Here is a 15,142-nt window from a genome sequence, read left to right as displayed (position 1 = left end):
GCAGACTCGCCGCGATGGACATATCAGGAGCAGGACTGAGAGGGCTGCGGGCCGCGCTGTTCAGCGCGGTCGTACTGCTGCTGTCGGCCGGCTCGCACGTCCTGATCGCGGGGGTGCCGCTGCCGCCGGCGCCCGCCGCCGCGGCTTTCGCCGCCGTGTTCTGCGTCGCCTGGGCGCTGGCGGGCCGCGAGCGGGGCTTCGGCCCGATCGCCGGGCTGCTGGTCCCGCTGGAGCTGGCCGCCGACACCGCGTTCACCGCCGGCCAGCACGTCTGCTACGGGCCCTCCGGCGGTCCGGTGTCCGGCCCGCTGCGGGCGCTGGGCCTGCACGAGCTGTGCGGCGGGACACCGCTGGGCGGCCCGCTCGCCGAGCTGTCCGGGCCCGCCGGGCATCCCGCGGCCGCCCTGCCCGCCGCGGCCGGGGCGTGGACGCCGTGGCTGCTGCTCGGCGCACACGTCTCCGTCGGGCTGCTGGCCTCGGTCTGGCTGGGGTACGGCGAGCGGGCGCTGGGCCAGCTGCTGCGCGCGGTGGCCGGCCTCGCGTTCCGGCCGCTGCGGCTGGCGGCGGCCTCGGCCGGGGTGGGCCCCGGCCAGCCGCCCGGGCGGGAGCCGCGCCCGGGCCACCCGGGCCCGGCCGCCCGGACCCGCTTCCCCGTCCACTCCGTGGGGCTGCGGGGGCCTCCCGTACGCGGCGCGCTCGTGCGCGCCTGACGTCCGTACGGCACGACCCCCCTCATCCCTGTCACACCCCACGGAGATCACCATGAGTGCACGCAACACCCAGGCCAACAAGGCGGCGGCCCGCGAGCGGCTGCGCGCCGAGCGCGAGAAGCAGGCGAAGAAGGACAAGGCCCGCCGCCAGCTCGTCGTGGCCGGCGCGGTCGTCGCCGTCCTCGCCCTGGCCGGCGGCATCGGCTACGCCGTCGTCCAGGCCAACAAGCCCGATGAGTGGGAGAAGGCCGCCACGGCCGAGCTGGTCGCCCCGAAGAACACCACGGGCGAGAACGGCACGACCGTCGTCATAGGCAAGCCCGACGCGAAGAAGACGCTGGAGCTGTACGAGGACGCCCGCTGCCCGATCTGCTCCCAGTTCGAGGAGAAGGTCGGCCCGCAGATCAAGAAGGACGTCGAGGCGGGCAAGTACAAGCTCCAGTTCGTCGGCGCCACCTTCCTCGACAAGGGCTTCGGCGGCAGCGGCTCGAAGAACGCCCTGAGCGCACTGGGTGCGGCCCTGAACGTCAGCCCCGAGGCGTTCGCCGAGTACAAGGCGGCGCTGTACTCGAAGGAGAACCACCCCGACGAGCGGGACGACAAGTTCGGCAAGGACGCGTACCTGCTGTCGATCGCCGACCAGGTCCCGGCGCTGAAGGGCAACGCCGAGTTCAAGAAGGCCGTCGAGGACGGCACGTACAACCGGTGGGCGATCGAGATGTCGAAGGTCTTCGACAAGGCGGGCCTGGAGGGCACCCCGTCGCTGAAGATGGACGGCAAGAAGATCGAGATCAAGATGAACCCGGACGAGTTCACGGCGGCGGTCGACAAGGCCATCGCGGGCTGAGAACGGGCCGCCGGGAACCCCGGCGCTACAACGAGCGGGCGGACTCCGAGAGTTCGTCCGCTCGTTGCTTTCCCAGGGCTGTACCCGCGGTTATACCCGTCAGTAATATGACCGCCCGTGACCAGTCAACTCACCTCCCCCACCGCGGCAACTCCCCGCCGCCGTACGGTCGTCAAGGCCGCCGCCGCCACCGCGGCGCTCACGCCCTTCGCGACGGCCGCCCTGGGTATATCCCCCGCCTCCGCAGCCGCGGGGGGACCCGCCTTCCTGCACGGCGTCGCCTCCGGCGACCCGCTCCCCGACGGGATCCTGCTGTGGACCCGCGTCACCCCGGTCCCCGAGGCCGTACCCGGCTCCGGCGTCGGCCCGGCCACCCCGGTGGGCTGGGAAGTGGCCGAGGACCGGGCGTTCTCCCGGATCGTGGCGAGCGGCACGGTCACCGCCACCGCCGCCTCCGACCACACGGTCAAGGCCGACGTCCGCGGACTGAAGCCGCACACCCCGTACTTCTACCGGTTCACCGCCGGCGCCGCCGCGTCCCCGGTCGGGCGCACCCTGACCGCCCCCCGCCACGACGCGTCGACCCCCTCCGTCCGCTTCGGCGTGGTCTCCTGCGCCAACTGGGAGGCCGGCTACTTCTCCGCGTACCGCCACCTGGCCGCCCGCAGCGACCTGCACGCGATCCTGCACCTGGGCGACTACATCTACGAGTACCACAGCGGGGGTTATCCCGAGGAGAAGTACGTCGTGCGCCGGCACGAGCCGCGGCACGAGATCACCACCCTCGCCGACTACCGCGTCCGGCACGGCAGGTACAAGACGGACGCCGACCTCCAGGCGCTGCACGCCGCACACGCCGTCGTCGCCATCTGGGACGACCACGAGATCGCCAACGACGCCTGGTCGGGCGGCGCGGAGAACCACACCCCGGGGGCCGAGGGCGACTGGGCGGCCCGCGCGGCCGCCGCCAAGCAGGCCTACTTCGAGTGGATGCCGGTGCGCACCTCGACCGCGGGCACGGTCTACCGCCGCCTGCGCTTCGGCTCCCTCGCCGACCTGCACCTCCTCGACCTGCGCAGCTTCCGCTCCCAGCAGGCCAAGGTGGGCAGCGGCGCGGTGGACGACCCGGACCGCACCATCACCGGGCGCGCCCAGTTGGACTGGCTCAAGTCGGGTCTGGCGAGCTCGAACGCCACCTGGAAGCTGGTCGGCACCTCGGTGATGATCTCCCCGGTGGCCTTCGGGTCCCTGCCGGCGCACCTGCTCGCGCCGCTCGCGAAGCTCCTCGGCCTGCCCGAAGGCGGAATCGCCATCAGCACGGACCAGTGGGACGGCTACACCGACGACCGCAAGGAGCTGCTGGGCCACCTGAAGGACCGGAACATCAAGAACACGGTGTTCCTGACCGGCGACATCCACATGGCCTGGGCCAACGAGGTGCCGGTGAACATGGCGACGTACCCGGGCTCGGGGACGGCCGCGACGGAGTTCGTCGTGACCTCGGTGACCAGCGACAACATCGACGACATCCTGCACGTGCCGGCGAACACCGCGTCGCTGGCGGCGGAGGCCGCCATCAGGGCCGCGAACTGGCACACGAAGTGGCTCGACATGGACGCGCACGGGTACGGCGTGCTGGACGTGACGGCCGAGCGCTCGCAGATGGACTACTACGCCGTGTCCGACAAGCGGAGGCAGGACGCCACGGCGGCGTGGTCCCGTTCGTACCGCACGCTGAACGGCACCCAGAAGGTGGAACGGGTCTGGGCTCCCGTCCGCTAAGCGGACGATCTTGTTGACGGTTCGTCAAACTTTTTGAGCGAGGGGGTGCTTGGTGCAGACCAGGCGCCCCTTCAACCTCAGAAGCAACAAATCTTTTACTTCCAGGTCTTGCTAGATGCATGACATGGACACATAAGCTTCGCGCCAGCGTGAGGAAATCCCTCACCCCCCACCACGCTTGCGAGGAGTTCAACGTGCGCGCTTCCGCCCGCATATCCCCCATGCTCCGCCGCCGCCTCATGGCCCCTGCCGTCCTGGCCGGAGCCCTGGCGTTCGCCCCCTTCTCCGCCCCCACCACCCTGGCCGCCGCCGCGCCGACCGGCGCCGAGCAGTGCGTCGAGGAAGCCTCCGGCGCCCCCGCCGACGCGCGCGTCGCCCGCCCGCAGGACAAGCACGCCGCGGAGCCCAACGAGGTGACGGAGGCGCAGGTCAAGGCCATGGACGCCGACCTGGCCAAGAAGCTCGCCCAGCTCGGCCCGCAGCGCCAGATGCGCGCCGCCGAGGCCACCGCCGCGACGACCATCCCGGTGTACTTCCACGTCATCCACAACGGCACCCAGGGCAAGCTGTCCGCCACGGACATCAGCAACCAGCTCGCCGTCCTCAACTCCGCCTACAGCGGCCAGGGCACCGGCAACGTCAACTCCGGCTACCAGTTCCAGCTGGTCTCCACCGACTACACCGACAACGCCTCGTGGTACGGCGTGTCCCACGGCTCCCAGGCCGAGAAGGACATGAAGAACGCCCTGCGCAAGGGCGGCTCCGACGCGCTGAACGTCTACACGGCCAACCTCGGCGGCGGCCTGCTCGGCTGGGCGACCTTCCCGAGCTCCTACGCCTCCCAGCCGCAGATGGACGGCGTGGTCCTGCTCAACTCCTCGCTGCCGGGCGGCTCCTCCGCCAACTACAACGAGGGCGACACCGCCACCCACGAGGTCGGCCACTGGATGGGCCTGTACCACACCTTCCAGGGCGGCTGCAATGGCAGCGGTGACTCCGTCGCCGACACCCCGGCCGAGAAGAGCGCCGCGTACGAGTGCCCGACCGGCCGCGACAGCTGCGCCAGCAAGGCCGGCGCCGACCCGATCCACAACTTCATGGACTACACGTACGACTCCTGCATGTACCAGTTCACGGCCGGCCAGGTCGCCCGCATGCAGAGCATGTGGAGCGCCTACCGCGGCTGACCGCCCTCACCGGGCCCGACGGGCCTGAGTACGGCTGACGCACGAGGGGCAGGGCACACGTCATGTGCCCTGCCCCTCGTGGCGTGTTACGGCTGCCGCTGCCGCGACTACAGGCTGTCGAGGAAGGCGAGCGCCGCCTTCCAGGCCTGCTCCGCGGCCTCCGCGTCGTAGTCGTCGAGCTCCGGGTCGGTGAACAGGTGCCCGGCTCCCGGGTAGCGGTGGATCTCGACGTCCGCGCCCGCCCGCTGCATCCGCAGGTACCAGGCCGTCAGCCAGTCGTGCGGCTCGAACGGGTCCGGGTCGGCGACGTGCAGCTGCACCGGCAGGTCGTCGACCGCGGCGTCCTCCTCCAGGTCGGCCGTGCCGTGCAGGAGCAGCAGCCCGCGCGCCTTCTCGTCGGCCAGCGCCAGGTGCTGGGCGAGGGAGCCGCCGAAGGAGAACCCCGCGTACACGAGCCCCTCGTCGGAGTGGGGGGCGGCGGCCAGCACCGCGCGCCGGAGCAGCTCGTCGCGGCCGGTCTCGTCCCGGAACGCCATGCCCTCCTCGACGGTCTCGAAGGTGCGCCCCTCGAAGAGATCGGGCACCTGCACCCGGTGCCCGGCCGCGCGCAGCCGGTCGGCCGCCGCGTGCACCGCGGGCCGCAGCCCGTACGTCGAATGGAAAAGCACGATGTTCATGCACACCATCGTGCCAGTTTCCGCCCGCCCGTTGCGGTTAGGTTCACGTCCATGGACACGGAGACCGTTCTGCGCCCGGCCCTGGTCGTCGTCGGCGTACTGGCCGTCACCCTCGTCGCCGGCTGGCTGCTGGACCTGCTGCTGCGCCGCGCCGACGCCCGCCACGGGGAGACCCCGCTGTGGGGGCTGTTGCGCCGCTGCCGCACCCCGTTCCGGCTCACGCTGGCCACCGCCCTGTTGTACGGCGCCCATCGCGAGGCCCGGATCCTGCCCGCGCACACCGCGGCCGTGGGCCGCGCCCTCACCCTCGTCCTGATCGCCTCAACGGCCTGGCTGCTGGTGCGCATCGCGACGGCGGTCGTGGACTCCACGTACGCCCGCTACGCCGACCGGACCGCGGACGAGGCGCGGGTGCGCCGGGTCCGCACCCAGGTCACGCTGATCCAGCGGGTGGTCACTGCGGCGGTCGTGGTGATCGCGGTCGCGGCCATGCTGCTGACGTTCCCGGCGATGCGGACGGTCGGCGCCTCCCTGCTGGCCTCGGCGGGCATCATCGGCATCGTCGCCGGCATCGCGGCCCAGTCCACCCTCGGCAACCTCTTCGCCGGCCTGCAGATCGCCTTCGGCGACACCGTGCGCATCGGCGACACCGTCGTCGTGGACCGGGAGTGGGGCACCGTCGAGGAGATCACTCTCACCTTCCTGGTGGTCCGCACCTGGGACGAGCGCCGGATCACCATGCCTGTGTCGTACTTCACGAGCAAGCCGTACGAGAACTGGTCGCGCGGCGGCGCCGAGATGACCGGCACCGTCTTCTGGCACCTCGACCACAGCGCTCCGCTGGAGGCGATGCGCGAACGGCTCCAGCACATCCTGAAGGAGGTGCCGGAGTGGGACGGCCGGACCGGCAGCCTGGCCGTGACGGACACCACACCGCACACGATCCAGGTCCGGGCGGTGGTCACCGCCAAGGACGCCTCCGACGTCTGGACCGTCCGCTGCGCGGTCCGCGAGCGCATGATCGTCTGGCTGACGGACCGGCACCCGTACGCCCTGCCCCGCATCACCACCTCCCCGGCCCCGCCCGCGCCGGGTGCCGCCGGCGCCCCGGGCCCGGCGGAGGCCCGCGGCCCGGCCGGGTCCGACTGAGCGGACGCGGGCCGGCTGCCGGGGACCCACCGCCGGGTGCCGGCTACGGGGTGCGCAGGCTGCGCACGTCCAGGTGGCGCAGCACCCGGTCCACCACCTCCGGGTCCGCCCCCGGCTCGCTGCGCGCGGCCAGCACCTCGTGCCGGGCCGCGGACATCATCTCCCGCTGGATCCGCTGGACGTCCCGCAGCCGCTGGACCCGCTGCGCGTAGGCCTCGCGCCGCTCCTCGTCCACCATGTCCGGGCTGATCCTGGCCCCCACGTCGTACGCCCGCCGCTGGAGCAGCTCCACCAGGTCCTCCGGCAGCTCCTCCACCTCCTCGATCTCCTTCAGCCGCCGCCGCGCGGCCTTGGCCGCGCGGATCGCGAGCCGGCGCCGCATCTCCCGTTCGGCGTCGGTGTCGGCCTCGACGCCGAGCCGGCGCACCAGCCACGGCAGGGTCAGCCCCTGGCACACCAGCGTCACCATGATCACCGCGAAGGCGATGAAGACGATCTCCTCCCGCCCGGGGAAGGGCCCTCCCCCGTCCACCGTGTACGGCAGGGCCAGCGCGAGCGCCACCGAGGCCACCCCGCGCATCCCCGCCCACCACATCACCACGCTCTCCCGCCAGGTGAGCGGGATCTCCTCGCCGTGGTCGCGCCGCGCGTGGAGCCGCTGAGCGAGCCAGCCGGCCGGCAGCAGCCACACCAGCCGCACCAGGACGACCACCGCCACGACCGCGGCCGCCCAGCCCGCCATGTCCAGCGCGCGGCCGCTCGCCACGCCCAGCACGTTGTGCAGTTCGAGCCCGATCAGCCCGAACGCCACACCCGTGACCAGCATGTCGACGACCTCCCAGAAGGTGTGCCCGGCCAGCCGCCCCAGCACGTCGTCCGCGTCGTTCGCGTACTCGGCGAGGAACAGGGCTGTCGTCAGCACGGCCAGCACCCCCGACCCCAGGAACGCCTCGGCCACCACGTACGCCACGAACGGCACCAGCAGCGTCAGCCCGATCTGCAAGGTGGCGTCGCCGAGCCGTCCCATGAGCGCGTTCGCCGCCCAGCCGAGGGCGAGGCCGACGGCGACGGCGACCACGGCGGACAGGACGAACTCCCCCACCGCGTCGGGCCAGGAGAAGCTGCCGCTCACGACGGCGGCGACGGCCACGTGGTAGAGCACGATCGCGGTGACGTCGTTGAACAGCCCCTCGCCCTCCAGGATCGACACCATCCGGCGGGGCAGCCCGAGCGATCCGGCGACGGCCGTGGCCGCGACCGGGTCCGGCGGGGCGACGAGCGCGCCCAGCGCGACCGCGGCCGCCACCGGCAGCCCGGGAACGACGGCGTGCGCGACGGCGGCGACGGCCGCGGTCGTGACGAACACCAGGGCGACGGCCAGCAGCAGGACGGGCCGGACGTTGGCGGCGAACTGCCGCCAGGAGGTGCGCTGCGCGGAGGCGTAGAGCAGCGGGGGCAGCACCAGGGGAAGGATCAACTCGGGCGGGACGTCCACGTTCGGCACGAAGGGGACGAGCGCGAGCACCACCCCGCCGAGGGTCATCAGGACGGGCGCGGGAAGTCCGAGCCGGTCCCCGAGCGGCACGGTGACGACCGCGCCGAGCAGCAGGACGAAGAGCAGGGCGAGCTGTTCCACCCCGCCCACCCTGCCGCATCCGGCGCCTCCGGCCCGTCAGGCGCGGGGGGACGGGGTTCGCCCCGCAGGAGCGCGGGGAACTGCCGCGACCGGCCCCCACGGACCCGCGGACGAGCGCCGACCCGTGTCCCTGCCCGTCCCGCGGAGCGCTACGGCAGGGTGCGCCGCATCGAGCGGTGCATGATGCCCGCCTCCTCGAACTCGGGCCCGTAGGCCTCGTACCCGAGCCGCTCGTAGAAGGCGAGGGCGTGCGTCTGCGCCCCGAGGTCGACCGCGCGGAGCCCGAGCTCCCGCGCCTCCGCCTCGATCGCCCGGACCAGCGCGGCCCCGACGCCGAGGCCGCGGGCGGCAGCCGTCACCGCGAGCCGGCCGAGCGAGCCGACCTCCGGATCGCCGGTCTTGCCGAGGGCGGCCGGGCCGTGGAGCAGCCGGCCGGTGCCGAGCGGGCTCCCGTCCGGTGCCACGGCCAGCACGTGCACCGCGTCGGCGTCGTACGCGTCGTACTCGATCGACTCCGGGACGGACTGCTCGACGACGAACACCTCGGTCCGCACCGCGAAGCAGGCCTTCAGGTCCTCGGGCGACACGGCCCGCCGGACCGTGAAGGCCGGGGTCACTCGCTCTCCGCGCGGATCACGTCCAGCGCGTGCTGGAGGTCATCGGGGTACTTGCTCTCGAACTCCACCCACTGCCCGTCCGCCGGGTGCTCGAAGCCGAGGCGCACCGCGTGCAGCCACTGGCGGGTCAGCTTCAGGCGCTTGGCGATGGTCGGGTCGGCGCCGTAGGTGAGGTCGCCGACGCACGGGTGCCGGTGGGCGGACATGTGGACGCGGATCTGGTGGGTGCGCCCCGTCTCCAGCTTGATGTCCAGCAGCGACGCGGCACGGAAGGCCTCGATCAGGTCGTAGTGGGTGACCGAGGGCTTGCCGTCCTGGATCACGGCCCACTTGTAGTCCGCGCTGGGGTGCCGGCCGATGGGCGCGTCGATGGTGCCGCTCATCGGGTCCGGGTGGCCCTGGACGAGCGCGTGGTAGCGCTTGTCCACGACGCGCTCGCGGAACTGGTTCTTCAGCGAGGTGTAGGCGCGCTCCGACTTGGCGACGGTCATCAGGCCGGACGTGCCGACGTCGAGGCGGTGCACGATGCCCTGGCGCTCGGCTGCGCCGGAGGTGGAGATCCGGTAGCCGGCGGCGGCGAGGCCACCGATGACGGTGGTGCCGGTCCAGCCGGGGCTCGGGTGGGCGGCGACACCGACGGGCTTCATGATGACCACGATGTCGTCGTCGTCGTGGACGATCTCCATGCCGGGCACCGGCTCGGCGACCACCTCGACCGCGCGCGGCGGAGCGGGCATCTCCACTTCGAGCCAGGCGCCGCCGTGCACGCGCTCGGACTTCCCGACGACGCTGCCGTCGACCGAGACCTTCCCCGCGGCGGCGAGCTCGGCGGCCTTGGTCCGGGAGAACCCGAACATGCGGGAGATGGCGGCGTCGACGCGCTCGCCTTCGAGGCCGTCGGGAACGGGCAGGGTGCGGATCTCGGGAATCGTGCTCACCCGACGAGTATGCCGGACGCGGCGCGGAGCCGGGTCCGGCCGACCTCGGTGCTCAGTCCTTGTGGACCGTGCCGTCCGGGTCCAGGCCCTTGAACGAGAGCAGGACGATCAGGATGCCGCCGCACACGATGGCGGTGTCGGCGAGGTTGAAGACGGCGAAGTGCGCCGGCGCGATGAAATCGACCACAGCTCCCCGGAACACGCCCGGCGAGCGGAAGATCCGGTCGGTCAGGTTGCCCAGAGCGCCGCCGAGCAGCAGGCCCAGCGCGATCGCCCAGGGCAGGCTGTAGAGCTTGCGGGCGAGCCGGACGATCACGACGATCACGGTGGCCGCGATCACGGTGAAGATGATCGTGAAGGCCTCGCCGAAGCCGAAGGCCGCTCCGGGGTTGCGGATCGCCTCGAACTTCAGCAGGTCGCCGATGATCCGGATCGGCGGCTGGTGCTCCAGCTTCGCCACGACCACCATCTTGGTGCCGAGGTCCACGAGGTACGCGAGGAGCGCCACCACCAGCAGCGCCGTGATCCGCCGGCGCCCCTTGGGCGCCGCGGGCTCGGGCTGGGCGTCGTCCCCGACTTCCGGCGTACCGATGATGCGCTCCGCCTCTGCCACGTGAGTCCCTCGAACTAGCGCGAACCGGGTTGCGATGACACAGCCCCGTCAGGTTCCTGGACCCTGACGAGACACGAGGGTACGTCAGGGTCCCCCCGGCCGCGCCCCCCGGCCCGTGCCCGGATCCGCCGCGATCCTGCCCCGGCCGGCCGGCACCGGTCCGCGGCTAGTGCCGCCGCTCCTGCTTCTGCTTGCAGTCCACGCAGAGCGTGGCCCGCGGGAAGGCCTGCATGCGGGCCTTGCCGATGGGCTGCCCGCAGCTCTCGCAGAGCCCGTACGTGCCCGCGTCCAGCCTCTCCAGGGCCCGCTCGGTCTGCTCCAGCATCTCGCGGGCGTTGGCCGCGAGGGCCATCTCGGACTCGCGGGTGATGTTCTTGGTCCCGGTGTCGGCCTGGTCGTCGCCCGCACCGTCGCCGGAGTCCCGCATCAGGCCCGTGATCGCTTCCTCCGAGGCCAGCAGCTCGTCGCGCAGCCGCTCCGCCTCGGTCTCCAGCTCGGTCCGCGCCTCGCCGACCTCCTCGGGGGTCCACGGATCCTCGCCGGGCCGTACGGCGAGCTCGCCGGGGGCGGCCGGTGCCCCGGTGGCCCTCGTCTTCGGCAGCCCGCTGGTGGCGGCCTCAGCCGTCTTCCTGGCCGTGCCGGTGCTCTTCCTGGCAACCACTTTCCGGGCTCCCGTCTCTTGCGCGGCCTGCGCCGCCCCCTCGGCCGCGGCCGCCCCGGCCGTGGCTTTCCCCGCGGTCGTCGCGGTCGTCTTCGTGGTCGTCTTCGTGGTCGTCGCGGTCGTCTTCGTGGTCGTATTCGTCGCCTTCTTCGCGCTGGCCTTCCTCGCGACCGTCGCGGACTTCCGGGCGGTGGCCGCGCCCGCGGTGCCCTTCCCGGCAGCGGTCTTCGCAGCGGTGGCCTTCGCGGCGGCTCTGCCGGCCCCCTTCGCGACCGTCTTCGCCTCCGCCGTCTTGGCGGTCGTCTTCACCGGCGCCTTGCCGGCCGCCTTCGCCGTCGCCCCGTCGGCCTTCTTCACCGCAGCGGCCGGCTTTCGGGCCGAAGCCGCGCCCTTGGCCGCCGGAGCCTGTGCGGCGGCCTTTCCGACAGCCTTCTCGGGAGTACTCCCGGCGGTCTTTCTCGCCACCATGGCCGCGGCCCCTTCACATACTGTGACCTTGCTCGCGAATCGTGCCGGAACGATAAATCGCCTCCCGCCCCTCGGCAACGGGGCACGCGTCCGCCCCGATCAACCTGCATCCGTTGTGCCCAGCCCACGGCCGGGTAATCCGCCCCCGACGTGCCGCTGCGTCCCGCACCGCGGCACCGGACCGTTCGGGTCACCGCGCCGCCCCGGCCGCCGCCCGGTCGCGCCGGCGCCGCGACCCGCCGAAAACCGGTCTGCCGCGGCCGCCCCCGCCCCGTACACTGGGCCCAGCGAAAGGCATGGACGGGGACGAGTAGCGTCGGACGCAGCCGTGAGCGACCCGGGGACGGTGCGAGCCCGGGGGCGAGCGCGACGTGAAGGATCACCCCTGAGCCGCCGGAAGAAAGCCGCCACGGGCCCCCGCGGGGCCCGTACGGCAAGTAGAACCGGCTTCGCACCCCAATGAGGGGGCCCCGGACCCGTCCGGTGGCCAAGGAGGGTGGTACCGCGGGAGCGCGTCCTCGACGAAGGAGGCGGCGGCTCTCGTCCCTCCGGACGGAAGCGCCACACCGCCGGAGGAAGAGTTCAGCCCCATGACCACACCGCCGCAGTACCGCCCGGTACCCGCCCAGGTCGACCTGCCCGCCCTCGAACACGCCGTTCTCGACTTCTGGCGCGAGAGCAAGACCTTCGCCAAGACCCTGGAGCAGTCCGAGGGCCGCCCCGAGTGGGTCTTCTACGAGGGCCCGCCCACCGCGAACGGCATGCCCGGCGCGCACCACATCGAGGCCCGCGTCTTCAAGGACGTCTTCCCCCGCTTCCGCACCATGCGCGGCTACCACGTGGCCCGCAAGGCCGGCTGGGACTGCCACGGCCTGCCCGTCGAGCTCGCCGTCGAGAAGGAGCTCGGCTTCAACGGCAAGCAGGACATCGAGGCCTACGGCATCGCCGAGTTCAACGCCAAGTGCCGCGAGTCCGTGACCCGCCACACCGACGCGTTCGCCGAGCTCACCACGCGCATGGGCTACTGGGTCGACCTCGACGACGCGTACCGGACCATGGACCCGGAGTACGTCGAGTCGGTCTGGTGGTCGCTGAAGGAGATCTTCAACAAGGGCCTGCTCGTCCAGGACCACCGCGTCGCCCCCTGGTGCCCGCGCTGCGGCACCGGCCTGTCCGACCACGAGCTGGCCCAGGGCTACGAGACCGTCGTCGACCCCTCGGTCTACGTGCGCTTCCCGCTGACCTCCGGCCCGCTCGCCGGCGAGGCCGCCCTCGTCGTGTGGACCACCACCCCGTGGACCCTGGTCTCCAACACCGCCGTGGCCGCCCACCCCGAGGTCACGTACGTCGTCGCCACCGACGGCGAGGAGAAGCTGGTCGTCGCCCAGCCGCTGCTGGAGAAGGCCCTCGGCGAGGGCTGGGAGGCCACCGGCCAGACCTTCACCGGCAAGGAGATGGAGCGCTGGACCTACCGGCGCCCCTTCGAGCTGGTGCCCTTCGACGCCCCCGCCCACTTCGTGGTCAACGCGGACTACGTCACCACCGAGGACGGCACCGGTCTGGTCCACCAGGCGCCCGCCTTCGGTGCCGACGACCTCGCCGTCTGCCGCGCGTACGGCCTGCCCGTCGTGAACCCCGTCCGCCCCGACGGCACCTTCGCCGAGGACGTCCCGCTCGTGGGCGGCGTCTTCTTCAAGAAAGCCGACGAGAAGCTCACCGCCGACCTCGGCGCCCGCGGCCTGCTCTTCAAGCACATCGCCTACGAGCACAGCTACCCGCACTGCTGGCGCTGCCACACCGCGCTGCTCTACTACGCGCAGCCGTCGTGGTACATCCGCACCACCGCCGTCAAGGACGCGATGCTGCGGGAGAACGAGAAGACCAACTGGTTCCCGGAGTCGGTCAAGCAGGGCCGCTTCGGCGACTGGCTCAACAACAACATCGACTGGGCGCTGTCCCGCAACCGCTACTGGGGCACGCCGCTGCCCATCTGGCGCTGCGAAGAGGACCACCTCACCTGCGTCGGCTCCCGCGCCGAGCTGTCGGAGCTGTCCGGCCAGGACCACTCGGCCCTGGACCCGCACCGCCCGTACATCGACGACGTGACCTTCGCCTGCCCGGCCGAGGGCTGCTCGCACACGGCGGTCCGCGTCCCCGAGGTCATCGACGCCTGGTACGACTCGGGCTCCATGCCGTTCGCGCAGTGGGGCTACCCGTACAAGAACAAGGAAGTCTTCGAGAAGCGCTACCCGGCGCAGTTCATCTCGGAGGCCATCGACCAGACCCGCGGGTGGTTCTACACCCTGATGGCGGTCGGCACGCTCGTCTTCGACAAGTCCTCGTACGAGAACGTGGTCTGCCTCGGCCACATCCTCGCCGAGGACGGCCGCAAGATGTCCAAGCACCTGGGCAACATCCTCCAGCCGATCCCGCTCATGGACCAGCACGGCGCGGACGCGGTCCGCTGGTTCATGGCGGCCGGCGGATCGCCGTGGGCGGCCCGCCGCGTCGGCCACGGCACCATCCAGGAGGTCGTCCGCAAGACGCTCCTGACCTACTGGAACACGGTCGCCTTCCAGGCCCTGTACGCCCGCACCTCGAACTGGGCGCCGTCCGCCGCCGACCCGGCGCCGGCCGACCGCACGGTCCTGGACCGCTGGCTGCTGTCGGAGCTGCACACGCTGGTCGGCGAGGTCACGGACGCCATGGAGGCGTACGACACCCAGCGCGCCGGCAAGCTGCTGTCCGCGTTCGTGGACGACCTGTCCAACTGGTACGTGCGGCGCTCGCGCCGCCGGTTCTGGCAGGGCGACAAGGCCGCCCTGCGGACCCTGCACGACGTGGTCGAGACGATCACCCGCCTGATGGCCCCGCTCACCCCCTTCATCACGGAGCGGGTCTGGCAGGACATGGTCGTCCCGGTCACCCCGGACGCGCCCGAGTCCGTGCACCTGTCGGCGTGGCCCGAGGCGGACGCGGCGCTCGTGGACCCGGTCCTGTCCCAGCAGATGCTGCTGGTCCGCCGCCTGGTCGAGCTGGGCCGCGCCACCCGCGCCGAGTCCGGGGTCAAGACCCGCCAGCCGCTCTCGCGGGCGCTGGTCGCCGCCGCCGGCTTCGAGGCCCTCTCCCCCGAGCTGCACGCCCAGATCACCGAGGAGCTGAACGTCAGCTCGCTGGCGTCGCTGTCCGAGGTCGGCGGCTCGCTCGTCGACACCACGGCGAAGGCGAACTTCCGGGCGCTCGGCAAGCGGTTCGGCAAGGGCGTCCAGGACGTCGCGAAGGCCGTGGCCGCGGCGGACGCGGCGGCCCTGTCGCTCGCGCTCCGCTCGGGCGGGGCCACGGTGGAGGTGAACGGCGAGCCGATCACCCTCACCCCGGAGGAGGTCATCATCACGGAGACCCCGCGCGAGGGCTGGTCGGTGGCGTCCGACTCGGGCGCCACGGTCGCCCTGGACCTGGAGATCACCCCGGAGCTGCGGCTCGCCGGCCTGGCGCGGGACGCGATCCGCCTCATCCAGGAGGCCCGCAAGAACTCGGGCCTGGACGTCGCGGACCGGATCGCCCTGCGGTGGTCCGCCACGGACCCGGAGGTGGTAACGGCCCTGACCGACCACGCCGGGCTGATCGCCGACGAGGTCCTGGCCACGGACTTCGCTCAGGGCGAGGCCGACGCGTCGTACGGTTCCCCGTTCACGGACGAGCCGCTGACCCTCACGTTCCGCCTCCGCAAGGCGTAACCGGCCGACGAAAGCGGCGCCCCCGACCCCGGGGGCGCCGCGTTCGGATTCCAAAAACCCCACGCGGCGGACCCGGACGGGGACCCCGGCGCTCGGGGGGTCTTTGTCGTTTTAAACTAT

At 72.3% G+C, this 15,142-nt stretch carries 12 protein-coding genes; 6 read left to right on the top strand and 6 right to left on the bottom strand.

Going from position 1 to position 15,142, the window contains the following annotated elements; all coding sequences use genetic code 11:
* Positions 1–14 precede the first annotated feature (14 nt).
* The 4 genes from ACFVGY_RS33425 to ACFVGY_RS33410 all read left to right on the top strand — a co-directional run bounded on the left by ACFVGY_RS33425 (position 15) and on the right by ACFVGY_RS33410 (position 4,526).
* Complete coding sequence (locus ACFVGY_RS33425) at positions 15–710, top strand: hypothetical protein (RefSeq protein ID WP_385684884.1); 696 nt, start codon at positions 15–17, stop codon at positions 708–710.
* 52 nt (positions 711–762) lie between these two features.
* Positions 763–1,557, top strand: coding sequence for a DsbA family protein (locus tag ACFVGY_RS33420; protein WP_385684881.1), 795 nt, complete (start codon positions 763–765; stop codon positions 1,555–1,557).
* Positions 1,558–1,674: 117 nt separating this feature from the next.
* A complete protein-coding gene (locus ACFVGY_RS33415) occupies positions 1,675–3,339 on the top strand; it encodes an alkaline phosphatase D family protein (protein WP_385684879.1) in 1,665 nt (554 codons plus the stop codon).
* 239 nt (positions 3,340–3,578) lie between these two features.
* Entirely contained in the window at positions 3,579–4,526 is a 948-nt protein-coding gene (locus ACFVGY_RS33410) for a zinc metalloprotease (RefSeq protein WP_385684955.1), read from the top strand.
* Positions 4,527–4,633: 107 nt separating this feature from the next.
* Here the strand turns inward: ACFVGY_RS33410 and ACFVGY_RS33405 are convergent, their stop codons facing one another.
* Positions 4,634–5,203 (bottom strand): dienelactone hydrolase family protein, encoded by a 570-nt coding sequence (locus ACFVGY_RS33405; protein WP_385684876.1) that lies wholly within the window; start codon positions 5,201–5,203, stop codon positions 4,634–4,636.
* Positions 5,204–5,254: 51 nt separating this feature from the next.
* On the opposite strand from ACFVGY_RS33405, the gene ACFVGY_RS33400 reads away from it, so the two are divergent.
* The gene (locus ACFVGY_RS33400) at positions 5,255–6,352 is read left to right on the top strand and encodes a mechanosensitive ion channel family protein (RefSeq protein WP_385684873.1); all 1,098 of its coding nucleotides are present in this window, start codon (positions 5,255–5,257) and stop codon (positions 6,350–6,352) included.
* Positions 6,353–6,395: 43 nt separating this feature from the next.
* Here ACFVGY_RS33400 and ACFVGY_RS33395 read toward each other — a convergent pair whose 3' ends face one another.
* The 5 genes from ACFVGY_RS33395 to ACFVGY_RS33375 all read right to left on the bottom strand — a co-directional run bounded on the left by ACFVGY_RS33395 (position 6,396) and on the right by ACFVGY_RS33375 (position 11,285).
* Complete coding sequence (locus ACFVGY_RS33395; protein ID WP_385684870.1) at positions 6,396–7,988, bottom strand: Na+/H+ antiporter; 1,593 nt, start codon at positions 7,986–7,988, stop codon at positions 6,396–6,398.
* A 149-nt stretch (positions 7,989–8,137) separates the two neighbouring features.
* The gene (locus tag ACFVGY_RS33390) at positions 8,138–8,605 is read right to left on the bottom strand and encodes a GNAT family N-acetyltransferase (protein WP_385684867.1); all 468 of its coding nucleotides are present in this window, start codon (positions 8,603–8,605) and stop codon (positions 8,138–8,140) included.
* On the bottom strand, positions 8,602–9,543 hold the full coding sequence (locus ACFVGY_RS33385; RefSeq protein WP_385684864.1) for an RluA family pseudouridine synthase: 942 nt from the start codon (positions 9,541–9,543) through the stop codon (positions 8,602–8,604). Before ACFVGY_RS33385 ends, ACFVGY_RS33390 begins: the two co-directional genes overlap by 4 nt.
* A gap of 52 nt (positions 9,544–9,595) precedes the next feature.
* Positions 9,596–10,156 (bottom strand): signal peptidase II, encoded by a 561-nt coding sequence (gene lspA, locus ACFVGY_RS33380; protein ID WP_385684861.1) that lies wholly within the window; start codon positions 10,154–10,156, stop codon positions 9,596–9,598.
* A gap of 166 nt (positions 10,157–10,322) precedes the next feature.
* Positions 10,323–11,285: a TraR/DksA family transcriptional regulator gene (locus ACFVGY_RS33375; RefSeq protein ID WP_385684858.1), complete on the bottom strand. Its 963-nt coding sequence runs from the start codon at positions 11,283–11,285 to the stop codon at positions 10,323–10,325.
* Positions 11,286–11,875: 590 nt separating this feature from the next.
* Here ACFVGY_RS33375 and ileS point away from each other — a divergent pair.
* A complete protein-coding gene (gene ileS / locus ACFVGY_RS33370; protein ID WP_385684854.1) occupies positions 11,876–15,022 on the top strand; it encodes an isoleucine--tRNA ligase in 3,147 nt (1,048 codons plus the stop codon).
* The last annotated feature ends 120 nt before the right edge of the window (positions 15,023–15,142 follow it).

Origin of the sequence: Streptomyces sp. NPDC127106, assembly GCF_042677605.1 — a bacterium.
GTDB lineage: Bacteria > Actinomycetota > Actinomycetes > Streptomycetales > Streptomycetaceae > Streptomyces.
The sequence above is the reverse complement of the archived record's forward strand: the minus strand, read 5'-3'. Positions and strand labels throughout refer to the sequence as shown.